This window comes from Rhizobium sp. BR 249 (genome assembly GCF_047445895.1).
Classification (GTDB): domain Bacteria; phylum Pseudomonadota; class Alphaproteobacteria; order Rhizobiales; family Rhizobiaceae; genus Rhizobium.
Genome location: NZ_JARWKX010000004.1, coordinates 216,182 through 228,811, shown reverse-complemented (window position 1 = coordinate 228,811; position 12,630 = coordinate 216,182). Strand labels below are relative to the sequence as shown.

Sequence of the window (12,630 nt, the reverse complement as noted above, 5' to 3'; positions counted from 1 at the left end):
GCCCGAAGGAGAAGAAGGCGGATGCGGAAATATTCGGTTTTTGCCGTGGCGCGGGAGGCCCTGCGTGGCCATAGAGGCTGGGAGAAGCAGTGGACTTCGCCGGAGCCGCGCGCTGAATACGATGTCGTCATCATCGGCGCCGGCGGCCATGGCCTGGGCGCTGCCTATTATCTTGCCAAGGAGCACGGCATCACCAATGTCGCCGTGATCGAGAAGGGCTGGCTCGGCGGCGGCAATACCGGCCGCAACACCACCATCATCCGCTCGAACTATCTCTATGAAGAGAGCATGCAGATCTACGAGCATTCGATGAAGCTCTGGGAAGGGCTTTCTCAGGAGCTCAACTACAATGTGATGTATTCGCCGCGCGGCGTGATGATGCTCTCGCACAATATTCACGACCAGCAGTCGTTCAAGCGGCATATCCATGCCAACCGGCTCTATGGCATCGACAATGAATGGCTGACGCCGGAGCAGGCGAAGGCCTATTGTCCGCCGCTCGACATCTCGGCGAGCGCCCGCTACCCGATCAACGGTGCAGCGCTGCAACGGCGCGGCGGCACGGCGCGCCACGATGCGGTCGCCTGGGGTTATGCGCGTGCGGCATCGGACCGCGGCGTTCACATCATCCAGAATTGCGAAGTGACCGGTATCCGGCGCGGTCCTGACGGACGGGTAACCGGGGTCGAGACGTCGCGCGGCTTCATCGGCGCCAAAAAGATCGGCGTGTCGGCGGCCGGCCATACGACGACGGTCATGAAGATGGCTGACGTGCGCGTGCCGCTGCAGTCGAGCCCGCTGCAGGCGCTGGTTTCCGAGCCGCTGAAGCCGATCTTCCCGTGCGTCGTCATGTCGAACACGGTGCACGCCTACATCTCCCAGTCCGACAAGGGAGAGCTCGTCATCGGCGCCGGTACGGACCAGTACAATTCCTATTCCCAGACCGGCGGGCTGCAGATCATTACCCATACGCTGGATGCCATCTGCGAACTCTTCCCGATGTTCCGGCGCGTCAAGATGATGCGGCAATGGGGCGGCATCGTCGACAATACGCCGGACCGTTCGGCGATCCAGTCGAAGACCCCGGTTCCCGGCCTTTACGTCAATTGCGGCTGGGGCACCGGCGGCTTCAAGGCGACGCCGGGTTCGGCCAATCTCTTCGCGCACCTGATCGCGCGCGACGAACCGCACAAGTTCAATGCCGGCCTGACGCTGGAACGCTTCCGCAGCGGCCGGCTGATCGACGAAGCGGCGGCAGCGGCGGTGGCGCACTGATGATGATTGTTGTCTGGAAGCCCGCTTTCGTCGCTCACCCCCTCACCCGCCTTGCAGGCACCTTCTCTCCGCTGGGGAGAAGGGGAGGAGAAGGAAATCTCACATGCTGCTGATCCATTGCCCTTATTGTCAGGAAGAGCGTTCCGAACTCGAATTCCGCGGCGCGGGTGACGCGCATATCGTGCGGCCGGCCGACATCGCCTCGATCTCGGACGAGGAATTCGAAGAGTATTTCTTTCTGCGCGACAACCCGAAGGGGCTGATCTTCGAACGCTGGCGGCATATTCACGGTTGCGGGCGCTTCTTCAACGCTGCGCGCGATACGGTGAGCGACAAGTTCATCATGACCTACAAGGCAGGCGAGCCAAGGCCGCGGATCGGCGCCGAGGCCGAACAGCATAGCCCTGTCGAGACATATGAAGCCGTGGAAGGAGAGGCGCAATGAGCGGTGCTAATCGTATCGCCGGGAAGGGGCGTCTGACGCCGGCCAAGACCGCGCGTTTCAGCTTCGACGGCAAGAGCTATACGGCACTGGAAGGCGATACCGTCGCCTCGGCGCTGATCGCCAACGGCATTCATCTTCTGGGACGTTCGTTTAAATATCACCGGGCTCGCGGCATTCTGTCGGCAGGGGCCGAGGAGCCGAACGCACTGATCGACGTTGCCCGCGACAAGGCGCGCAAGCAGCCGAACGTGCGCGCCACGGTGCAGGAAGTCTTCGACGGCATGATCGTCCAGTCGCAGAACCGCTGGCCGTCGCTGGCCTACGACGTCGGTGCGGTCAACAATCTGATGTCGCCGTTCTTCGCCGCCGGCTTCTACTACAAGACCTTCATGTGGCCGCGCTCCGCCTGGAAACATGTCTATGAACCGTTCATCCGCCGTGCCGCCGGCCTCGGCGTCGCACCGACGGAAGAGGATCCGGACCATTATGCCAGCCGCTACGCCCATTGCGACGTGCTGGTGGTCGGCGCCGGTGTTGCCGGGCTTTCGGCGGCGCTGGCTGCGGCCGAAACCGGCGCGAAGGTGATCCTCTGCGACGAGCAGGCGGAAGCCGGCGGTGCGCTGCGCTATGATGCCGGCGTGACGATCGACGGGCAGGACGGTTACACCTGGGCGCAGAAAACCGTGGCGCGGCTGAAGGCGATGGACAATGTCGACGTGCTCATCCGCACGACCGCCTTCGGTTACTACAACCACAATTTCGTCGGCCTTGCCGAACGCGTCACCGATCATATCGCCAAACCATCGAGCGATCTGCCGCGCGAACGGCTGTGGCAGGTCCGCGCCAAGCGGGTGATCCTCGCCAACGGCGCGATCGAGCGGCACATGGTATTTCCGAACAACGACCGGCCCGGCATCATGCTGGCTTCGGCGGGGCGGATGTATCTCAATCATTACGGCGTTGCCGTCGGAAGCAATGTCGGCGTCTATACGGCGCACGACTCCGCCTATGAGGCGGCTTTCGATCTGAAACGGGCCGGTGTTTCGATCGCCGCCATCGTCGATTGCAGGCAGGCGCCGGGAGCGGCGGTGCTGGCGGAGGCGCGTTCGCTCGGCATCGATGTTCTCACGGGCCAGTCGGTCGTCAACACGGCGGGGCGGCTGCGCATCTCATCGATGACGGTGGCGCGCAACGGCGGCGGTTCGCCGCGCAAGATCGCGGTCGATGCGCTCTTGGTTTCGGCCGGCTGGACGCCGTCGGTCCATCTGTTCTCGCAGTCGCGCGGCAATGTGGCCTTCGAACCGGAAAGCCAGCGCTTCCTGCCCGGCACCTATGCGCAGGATTGCCTTTCCGTCGGCGCCTGCAACGGCACTGACGACCTGCAGCAGACAGTCGAGGAATCGCTTGCCGCCGGCGAACTGATGGCGCAGGCCGCCGGCAAGAGCGGCGGCGGGAAAATCACGATCTCGGCCGAGCAGCCCTATGACTGGACGGGCGGGATGATCGGCGCTGCCGAAGGCGCCGGGCCGAAGACGAACGCCAAGGCCTTCATCGATTTCCAGCACGACGTCTGCGCCAAGGACATCCGCCTTGCCGTGCGCGAAGGCATGCACTCGATCGAGCATATCAAGCGGTTCACGACCAACGGCATGGCCTCGGACCAGGGCAAGCTTTCCAACATGCATGGCCTGGCGATTGCCGCGGAAATGCTTGGCAAGGAAATCCCGCGGGTCGGTCTCACCACCTTCCGCGCCCCTTATACGCCGGTGACTTACGGTACGCTGATCGGCCATTCGCGCGGAAAGCTGTTCGATCCGACGCGCAAGACGCCGCTCCACGACTGGGAAGAAGCGCATGGCGCTGTCTTCGAGGATGTCGGCAACTGGAAGCGCGCCTGGTTCTATCCGCGTTCGGGCGAGAACATGCATCAGGCCGTCGCGCGCGAATGCCGGACGGCACGCGAGTCGGCAGGCATCTTCGACGCTTCGACGCTCGGCAAGATCGAGGTGGTCGGTCCGGATGCGGCCGAATTCCTCAACCTCATCTACACCAATGCCTGGGATACGCTGAAGCCCGGCAAGGCCCGCTACGGCATCATGACGCGCGAGGACGGCTTCGTTTATGACGACGGTGTCGTCGGGCGCCTGGCGGAAGACCGTTTCCATGTGACGACGACAACCGGCGGCGCGCCGCGCGTTCTCCATCATATGGAAGATTACCTGCAGACCGAATTCCCGCACATGAAGGTGTGGCTGACCTCGGTGACAGAACAATGGGCTGTCATCGCCGTGCAGGGGCCGAAGGCGCGCGAGATCGTCGAGCCTCTCGTCGAAGGGCTCGATCTTTCGAACGAGGCCTTCCCGCATATGAGCGTTGCCGAGTGTACGGTCTGCGGCGTGCCGGCGCGGCTCTTCCGCGTCTCCTTCACCGGTGAAATCGGTTTCGAAATCAACGTGCCGGCCGATTACGGCCAGTCGGTGCTCGAAGCGATCTGGGCCAATGCCGAGCCGCTCGGCGCCTGCGTTTACGGCACGGAGACGATGCACGTGCTTCGCGCCGAGAAGGGCTACATCATCGTCGGCCAGGATACCGACGGGACCGTGACCCCCGACGACGCCGGACTTTCCTGGGCGGTTTCGAAGAAAAAGAAGGACTTCGTCGGCATTCGCGGTCTGAAGCGGACGGATCTGGTCAAGGACGGGCGCAAGCAGCTCGTCGGCCTTGTCACCAAGGATCCGAAGCTGGTGCTCGAAGAAGGCGCGCAGATCGTCGCGAGCCCGAACGAACCGAAGCCGATGACCATGCTCGGTCACGTCACCTCAGCCTATTGGTCGGAAAATTGCGGTCGTTCGGTTGCCTTCGCGCTGGTCGCCGGCGGCCGGGCACGGATGGGCGAGACGCTGTACGTGCCGATGCCGGACCGGACGATTGCCGTCGAAGTGACGGATATGGTGTTCTTTGACAAGGAAGGAGGCCGCATCCATGGCTGATGTCGCAATTCGCAAGCCGGCGCTGGCCGGCCGTCTCGGCGGCTCCGCAACCGTGCGCCTGGCCGTCGCGCCGCCCGCAAGCCGTGTGGCGCTGCGGGCGCCGGCGAAATCGCTTTCCGCGCTTTCTTCGGCGCTCGGCCTGTCCGTGCCGACCGCCCCGAAGACATCTGCTCGGGCAGGTGCGCGATCGGTGCTCTGGATCGGACCTGACGAGTGGCTTGTCATCGACGAGGCCGGCGCCGATCTGATGGCGGCGCTTTCCGGCGCCGGTGCGCTGCATTCGGCGACCGACGTTTCCCACCGTAATCTGGCAATCATCGTTTCCGGACCGGGCGCGGAGGCCACGCTTGCTGCCGGCTGCCCGCAGGATCTGTCGCTTTCGTCCTTCCCGGTCGGCGCCGCCTCGCGCACGATCTTCGGCAAGGCGGAAATCGTGCTTCTCCGCACGGATGAAGAGACGTTCCGGGTGGAGTGCTGGCGGTCGTTTTCGGATTTCGTCTTCGGTCTCTTGGCCGAAGCGGCGGAAGATGCCGGGCATTGAAACCGGGCTGATCGCGACTGCATAGTTCTTGTTCAGGAGATAGGCGAATGCTGCACCATGTCTCCCTCGGTGTTTCTGATATCGAACGGTCGGCGGCATTTTACGATGCCGCCTTCGCCGCGCTTGGTTATGTCAGGGTCTGGGACGATCTCAGGCCTGGAGAAACAGGACAGGCAATCGGCTACGGTCTTCCGGGCGGCGGGGACAAGCTGGCGATCAAGCATCGTCCTGAGGGTCAGCGTCCGCCCGGTCCGGGTTTTCATTTGGCCTTTGCGGCTTCGAGCCGGCAGGCGGTCGATCGGTTTCATGCGGCGGCGATCGCGCATGGCGGCCGTGATAACGGCCATCCCGGCCTGCGGCCCCACTACGGCGAGCACTATTACGCGGCCTTCGTAATCGATCCTGATGGGCACGCTCTCGAAGCCGTCTTCAATTCGGCCGAGTGACAGGCAGCGTTTGTTACGCGTCTTCCGGGCGGTCCTTCGGATCGAACTGGATGATGGTGATCCATCTTGCCGTCAGGGCCGGCTTCTTCTCGTTTTCGATTTCGATCGTCACGTCATAGGTGGTCATCAGCATGCCGCCGCCGCGGAAGCGGGCATCGGAGAGCAGGAAGCGGCCACGCACGCGGGCGCCGCTCTTGACCGGCGTCATGAAGCGGACGCGATCGAAGCCGTAATTGATGCCCATGGTCTGCTCGCGCACTCTGGGCAGGCAGTTGTAGTTCATCGCCGACAGGAGAGACAGCGTCAGGAAGCCATGAGCAATCGTGCCGCCGAAGGGGCTTTCAGCCGCTGCGCGCTCGGGATCGACATGAATGAACTGGTGGTCGTCGGTTGCCCCCGCAAAGGCGTCGATCATCGTCTGATCGACAGTGATCCAATCCGAAAGGCCGGTTTCCATGCCGATCAATCCCCGCACGTCGGAGAGTGAAATTTCCGTGACCATGAATTCCTCGTGAGAAAAGCCGCCGAGCCAAGCCTTATCGTGCATTTATGACGATTGCGACAAGGATTTGCGTGAGTGTGGGGAGGCGATCATTTTTCTACGAAAAAGGCGACGGAGCGTGGCTCGACGGCCACGCGGGCATCGGCTTTCCCCATGCCTTCCGGCGTCAACTGGCGCCAGCCCGATTCGCCCTCAGCAGGAAGCGCAAAGAGCTGGCGGCTCTCCGAGCGATTGAAGAGCACGGCAAGCCGGGTTTGTTTGCCGCGCAAGGAGCGGTCGCCTGTCGTGAGCAGCATGCCGAGGGTGGAGAGCGACGGCGTCTCCCATTCCGCAACGGTCATCGGTTCGCCGGAGAGCGAGATCCATTCGACATCGCCGTTGCCGGAAAGGAAGCTTGTTTCGGAAAAGACGGTGAAGCGGCGGCGCAGCCCGGCGACGAAGGCGGTATGGGCGACGAGATCCTCGTTCAGCGCCTTCCAGTCCAGCCAGGTGATCTCGTTGTCCTGGCAATAGGCATTGTTGTTGCCGCGCTGGCTGCGGCCACCCTCGTCGCCTGCCGTCAGCATGATGCTGCCGCGGCCGGCAAAGAGTGTCGAAATCAGCGCCATCACGTCGTTTATCCGGCGCTTGCGGATCGTGGGGTAGAGGGTTTCGCCTTCGACGCCGTTGTTCCAGGAATGGTTCTCGTTGTGGCCGTCCCGATTGTGCTCGCCATTGGCGTCGTTATGCTTGCCGGCATAGGAGACGAGGTCGATCAGGGTGAAGCCGTCATGGGCGGCGAGGAAATTGACGCTGCGCGTCTCCTTGCCGTCGTTGCGGGAGAAGATGTCGGAGGAGCCGGCGAGTGCGGTTGCGAGCGAACCGGTCTTCCATTGGTCGCCGCGCCAGTAGCAGCGCAGATCGTCGCGAACCCTGTCGTTCCATTCGAGGAAGGGGGGCGGGAAATTGCCGAGCTGATAGCCGCCAGGTCCGATATCCCAGGGTTCTGCGATCATGACGCGGTCGGCAAGCACGTCGTCGGCGAGGATCGCCGCAAGCGTTCCCCCATCGCGCTGGAAGCCGTTGCTGGTGCGGCCAAGTACCGGGGCGAGATCGAAGCGGAAGCCGTCGACACCGGCGTTGAGCACGAAATGGCGCAGGCTGTCGATGATAAGGCGCCTGACCTCGGGATGATCGCAGGCGATGGTGTTCCCGGTGCCGGTGTCGTTGATGAGTTCGCCAGGGCTGTTTTGAGCGTGGCGGTAATAATGCAGGTTGTCGAGGCCGCGCAGCGACAGCGTCGCGCCATAGCGGTCGCTCTCGCCGGTATGGTTGAAGACCAGATCGAGGATGACGGCGATGCCTTCGGCATGGAGAGCGTCGACCGTCTTGCGCAGCTCCGCCATGCCGCCGGGGACGATCCTGGGATCGAGTGTCATCAGGCCGACGGGATTGTAGCCCCAGCCGTTGGTGAGGCCGAGCGGCGGAAGGTGGCGCTCGTCGACCCAGGCGGTGATCGGCATCAGTTCGACGGCATCGACGCCGATCCGCTTCAGATGCGCGATCACCGAGGGATGGGCAAGGGCGGCGACCGTGCCGCGCTCGGCCTCCGGCACGTCGGGGTGAAGAATGGTGAAGGGCCGCACCGCGACTTCATAAATGAAGCCGCCCGGTTTGAAGAGCGGCTTGCCGATTGCGGCGGGGATATCGATGGTGACGATCGCCTTCGGCATCAGATCCTGGCTGTCCTCGCCATAGATGCCGAGGCGGGGATCATAGCGGAACGGCCGGTCGATCTCTTTGGCGTAAGGGTCGAGCAGCAGTTTGGAGCGATCGAACCAGAGGCCGTTGTCGGGCGCGTAGATGCCGTCGGCGCGATAGCCGTAGCGCGCGCCTTGCCTGAGGCCGTCGACAAAGAGGCGGTGGATGTGGTTACTGTCACGCGCCATCGGCAGGCGCGCGAATTCCCTGTTGCCGTCGTCCTCGTAGAGGCAGAGTTCGATTTGCGCGGCGTGATGCGACCACACGGAAAATTCGACGCCGGTTTCGAAGACGATTGCGCCCTGCGCCGAACTATTCCCCTGCATGCTCCCCCCGGATCAGGTGATCACGGTTGGCTCGTCGCGTCCCGTGCGCTCACGAATGCTGGCAATGCTTTCGGCGGCCGCGATTAGATCGGCAAGCGCTTCCTGCGTTTCGATGTTGTGGCGAGTCGAATCCGGCTCGTAGCGCTCGATATAGACACGCAAGGTTGCGCCAGACGTGCCGGTGCCGGACAGGCGGAAGACGACGCGGGAGCCGCCCTCGAGGAGCACGCGGATGCCTTGATGCTCGCTGACCGATTTGTCGATCGGATCGTGATAGGCGAAGTCGTCGGCCTTCTCGACCTTCACGCTGCCGAAGCTCTTGCCGGGCAGGGTGGAGAGCTGGCTGCGCAGATTGTCCATCAGGCCGTTCGCGGCATCGGTGTCGAGGCCTTCGTAATCGTGGCGCGAATAGTAGTTGCGGCCGTAGGTTTGCCAGTGCTGGGTGACGATGTCGGCAACGCTCTCGCCGCGCACGGCAAGGATGTTCAGCCACAGCAGCACGGCCCAGAGGCCGTCCTTTTCGCGGACGTGATTGGAGCCTGTGCCGGAGCTTTCCTCGCCGCAGATCGTCGCCATGCCGGCGTCGAGCAGGTTGCCGAAGAATTTCCAGCCGGTCGGCGTCTCATACATTCCGATGCCGCGTTTTTCGGCGACGCGGTCGGCCGCACCCGATGTCGGCATCGAGCGGGCGATGCCGGCGAGGCCGCCGGAATAGCCGGGAACGAGGTTGGCGTTGGCGGCAAGGATTGCCAGGCTGTCGGAGGGGGTCACGAAGATGCCGCGGCCGACGATGAGGTTGCGATCGCCGTCGCCATCGGAGGCTGCACCGAAATCGGGCGCATCCTCGCCCATCATCTCATCGAAGAGTTCCTTGCAGTGAACCGGGTTCGGATCGGGATGATGACCGCCGAAATCCGGCAGCGGCATGAAATTGCGCACCGACCCCAACGGGGCGCCGAGACGGTTTTCGAAGATTTCCTTGGCGTAAGGGCCGGTAACGGCGCTCATCCCATCGAAGGCGATGCGGAAGCCGAGGCTGATCAGATTGCGGATGGCGCCGAAATCGAACAGCTCTTCCATCAGCGCGGCATAGTCTTCGACCGGGTCGATGACCGAGAGGATCATGCCGCCCGGAAGCTCGTCCTTGCCGATGCGGTCGAGATTGACGTCGGCGAAATCGGCGATCTTGTAGCTGTCGATCGTCTTGGAGCGCGCATAGATCGCGTCGGTGATCTTCTCCGGCGCCGGGCCGCCATTGTTGATATTGTACTTGATGCCGAAATCTTCGGTGGGGCCGCCGGGATTGTGGCTGGCCGACAGAATGATGCCGCCGAAGGCCTTGTATTTGCGGATGATGTGAGAGGCGGCCGGCGTCGACAGAATGCCGCCCTTGCCGACCATGACCTTGCCGAAGCCGTTGGCGGCGGCCATCTTGATCGCCTTCTGGATGACCTCACGGTTGTAGTAGCGTCCGTCGCCGCCGATGACCAGGCACTTGCCCTGATAGCCTTCCAGCGAATCGAAGATCGACTGGATGAAGTTCTCCGCATAGTTCTGCTGCTGGAAGACCGGGACCTTCTTGCGCAGGCCCGAGGTGCCGGGTTTCTGGTCCAGATAGGGCGTGGTGGGTACGGACTTGATCATTTTAGGTCACATGCCTTTCGAGACGAGGCTTGAATAGAGGGCAGCGTAGCGTTCGGCGCTCTTCTCCCAGGAGACATCCGATTTCATGCCTTGCTTTTGCAATTGGGTCCAGAGTTTTCGGTCCGCATAGAGATGCATCGCACGGCGGATTGCCTGTAGCATGCCTGTTTCGGTTATGGGCGCAAATTGTATGCCGGTTGCCACTTTCGCTGCAAGTGCGGCGTGATTGGCGTCGATCACGGTGTCGTTCAGTCCGCCGGTGCGGGCGACGATCGGCACGCAGCCGTAACGCAGGCCGTAAAGCTGGGTCAGGCCGCAGGGCTCGAAGCGCGAGGGGATGATGATCGCGTCGCAGCCGGCCTGCATCAGGTGCGACATCGGTTCGTTATAGCCGATCGAGACGCCGATACGTCCGGGATGGCGGCTGGCGGAGGCGAGCAGCGCGCCTTCGAGCGCCGCTTCGCCGGAACCGAGCACCACAAGCTTGCCGCCCATGGCGACGATTTCGTCGGCGACGTTGGCGACGAGATCCATGCCTTTCTGCCAGGTGAGACGGCTGATGACGCAGAAGATCGGGGCCTCGTCATCGTCGAGGTGGAAGAATTCGGCGATCGAGCGGCGGTTCTCCTCGCGGTTCTTCAGCGTCGTCGGGCCGTAATGGGTGTGGACGACGGGATCGGTCGCCGGGTTCCAGATATCGGTGTCGATGCCGTTGACGATGCCGGAGAGATTGTCGATGTGGCTGGCGATGACGCCTTCGAGCCCCATGCCGAATTCGGGCGTCAGGATTTCATCGGCATAGGAGGGGCTGACGGTGGTGATCGCATGGGCGGTCTGCAGTCCGCCTTTGAGGAAGCCGATAGTGCCGTAATATTCGATGCCGTCGACGGCGAAGGCATGGGCCGGCAAGCGCAGGCCGGGGAAGATCTCGGGGCCGAACTGGCCCTGGAAGGCGATGTTGTGGATGGTCAGCACACTCGGCAGTTCCGGCGTCGGGTAATAGCGCATATAGACCGAGGTCAGCGCCGCCTGCCAGTCATGGGTGTGGACGAGATCCGGCCGCCAGCCGGGCAGAAGACCGGCGGCGATTTCGGAAGCGGCGAGCGACAGGGCGGCGAAACGGCGCCAGTTGTCGGGATAATCCTTGCCGAGCGGATCGAGATAGGGGCCGCCCGGCCTGTCGTAATAGGCCGGCGCATCGAGGACCAGCAGATCCAGGCCCTCGTGCTGAACTTCCAGCACGGTCGCCCGCTCGCCGAGGAGGTCCGGGAATTCGAGCCTGGCGACGGGATCACGAATGACCTTCATGACGGCGGGATAGCCGGGCAGAAGGGTCTTGGTCTCGACCCCGAAGGCTTTCAGGGCAATGGGCAGGGCGCCTGACACATCGGCCAGGCCCCCTGTCTTGATCAGAGGGAAGACTTCGGACGAAACCGAAAGAACTTTCATAAGTCAGATATCCAGCTTGTCGATCATCGGTTGCGTGATCAGGCAGATGCCGCTTTCCGTCCGCCGGAAGCGCTTGGCGTCGAGTTCCGGATCCTCGCCGACGACCAAGCCTTCGGGAATGACGACACCATGGTCGATCACCACGTTCTTGAGCTGCGCGCGCCGCCCGATCTTCACGTTCGGCAGGATGACCGCCCCTTCCAGCTTGGAAAAGGAGTTGGCCCTGACACCGGTGAAGAGCAGGCTCTTGTTGAGCATGGCGCCTGAGATGATGCAGTCGCCTGACACGACGGAGGAGGTGGCCGAGCCGCGGCGGTCCTCGTCGTCGTGGACGAATTTTGCCGGCGGCGTGATCTCCGCATAGGTCCAGATCGGCCAGGACTTGTCGTAGATATCGAGCTCCGGCACGATCGCCGTGAGGTCGATATTGGCCTGCCAGTAGGCATCGATCGTTCCGACGTCGCGCCAGTAGGGCTCGTGCTCGAAATCGGAGCGGACGCAGGACTTGGCGAAGCGGTGGGCGACCGCCTTACCGTGCTGGACGATATGGGGGATGATGTCCTTGCCGAAGTCGCGGCTCGAATTCGGGTCGGCTGCATCGCGGCGCAGCGCGTCGAGCAGGAATTTCGTGCGGAAGACGTAGATGCCCATCGAAGCGAGCGCAAAATCCGGCTTGTCGGGAATACCGGGCGGGTTGGCCGGCTTTTCGACGAAGGCCTTGATCTCGTCCTTCTCGTTGACATGCATGACGCCGAAGCCCACCGCTTCCATGCGCGGCACTTCCAGGCAGCCGATCGTCACGTCCGCGCCGGAATCGACATGCTGCTGGAGCATGTATTCATAGTCCATCTTGTAGACATGGTCGCCGGCGAGGATGACCATGTATTCGACGCCGTAGTCCTCGATGATATCGATGTTCTGATAAACGGCGTCGGCGGTGCCTTCATACCATTGCGTTTCGGAAACGCGTTGCGAGGCGGGCAGGATGTCGAAGCTTTCGTTTCGTTCCGGGCGGAAGAAGTTCCAGCCGCGCTGCATGTGGCGGATCAGTGAATGCGCCTTGTACTGCGTCGCGACGCCGATGCGGCGAATGCCCGAATTCAGCGCGTTCGACAGCGCGAAATCGATGATGCGGGCCTTACCGCCGAAATAGACGGCGGGCTTGGCGCGCCGGTCGGTGAGTTCCTTGAGACGGCTCCCCCTGCCGCCTGCCAGAACATAGGCCATTGCATCGCGGGCAAGTGGCTGAATACGCTTTTCTACCATTTTCTC

General features: G+C 62.9%; 10 protein-coding genes. 5 read left to right on the top strand and 5 right to left on the bottom strand.

From position 1 onward, the window contains the following. Nucleotides 1-21 precede the first annotated feature (21 nt). The 5 genes from QD408_RS06285 to QD408_RS06265 all read left to right on the top strand — a co-directional run bounded on the left by QD408_RS06285 (nucleotide 22) and on the right by QD408_RS06265 (nucleotide 5,697). On the top strand, nucleotides 22-1,275 hold the full coding sequence (locus tag QD408_RS06285; RefSeq protein ID WP_088681699.1) for a sarcosine oxidase subunit beta family protein: 1,254 nt from the start codon (nucleotides 22-24) through the stop codon (nucleotides 1,273-1,275). Between the two features lie 103 nt (nucleotides 1,276-1,378). Continuing rightward, complete coding sequence (locus QD408_RS06280) at nucleotides 1,379-1,720, top strand: sarcosine oxidase subunit delta (RefSeq protein ID WP_088681700.1); 342 nt, start codon at nucleotides 1,379-1,381, stop codon at nucleotides 1,718-1,720. Then, nucleotides 1,717-4,710, top strand: coding sequence for a sarcosine oxidase subunit alpha (locus tag QD408_RS06275; RefSeq protein WP_414138697.1), 2,994 nt, complete (start codon nucleotides 1,717-1,719; stop codon nucleotides 4,708-4,710). Before QD408_RS06280 ends, QD408_RS06275 begins: the two co-directional genes overlap by 4 nt. Next, nucleotides 4,703-5,251, top strand: coding sequence for a sarcosine oxidase subunit gamma (locus QD408_RS06270; protein ID WP_088681702.1), 549 nt, complete (start codon nucleotides 4,703-4,705; stop codon nucleotides 5,249-5,251). The genes QD408_RS06275 and QD408_RS06270 overlap by 8 nt, the downstream gene beginning before the upstream one ends. Nucleotides 5,252-5,298: 47 nt before the next feature. Continuing rightward, on the top strand, nucleotides 5,299-5,697 hold the full coding sequence (locus QD408_RS06265; protein WP_088681703.1) for a VOC family protein: 399 nt from the start codon (nucleotides 5,299-5,301) through the stop codon (nucleotides 5,695-5,697). A gap of 13 nt (nucleotides 5,698-5,710) precedes the next feature. On the opposite strand, the gene QD408_RS06260 is transcribed toward QD408_RS06265, so the two are convergent. The 5 genes from QD408_RS06260 to glgC form a co-directional block, all read right to left on the bottom strand. Further along, nucleotides 5,711-6,199 (bottom strand): MaoC family dehydratase, encoded by a 489-nt coding sequence (locus tag QD408_RS06260; RefSeq protein ID WP_088681728.1) that lies wholly within the window; start codon nucleotides 6,197-6,199, stop codon nucleotides 5,711-5,713. Between the two features lie 89 nt (nucleotides 6,200-6,288). Beyond that, complete coding sequence (gene glgX / locus QD408_RS06255; RefSeq protein WP_414138696.1) at nucleotides 6,289-8,265, bottom strand: glycogen debranching protein GlgX; 1,977 nt, start codon at nucleotides 8,263-8,265, stop codon at nucleotides 6,289-6,291. A gap of 12 nt (nucleotides 8,266-8,277) precedes the next feature. Then, on the bottom strand, nucleotides 8,278-9,909 hold the full coding sequence (locus QD408_RS06250) for an alpha-D-glucose phosphate-specific phosphoglucomutase (protein ID WP_414138695.1): 1,632 nt from the start codon (nucleotides 9,907-9,909) through the stop codon (nucleotides 8,278-8,280). Between the two features lie 6 nt (nucleotides 9,910-9,915). Further along, nucleotides 9,916-11,358 (bottom strand): glycogen synthase GlgA, encoded by a 1,443-nt coding sequence (gene glgA, locus QD408_RS06245; RefSeq protein ID WP_414138694.1) that lies wholly within the window; start codon nucleotides 11,356-11,358, stop codon nucleotides 9,916-9,918. Nucleotides 11,359-11,361: 3 nt separating this feature from the next. After that, a complete protein-coding gene (gene glgC, locus QD408_RS06240; protein WP_414138693.1) occupies nucleotides 11,362-12,624 on the bottom strand; it encodes a glucose-1-phosphate adenylyltransferase in 1,263 nt (420 codons plus the stop codon). Nucleotides 12,625-12,630 lie beyond the last annotated feature (6 nt).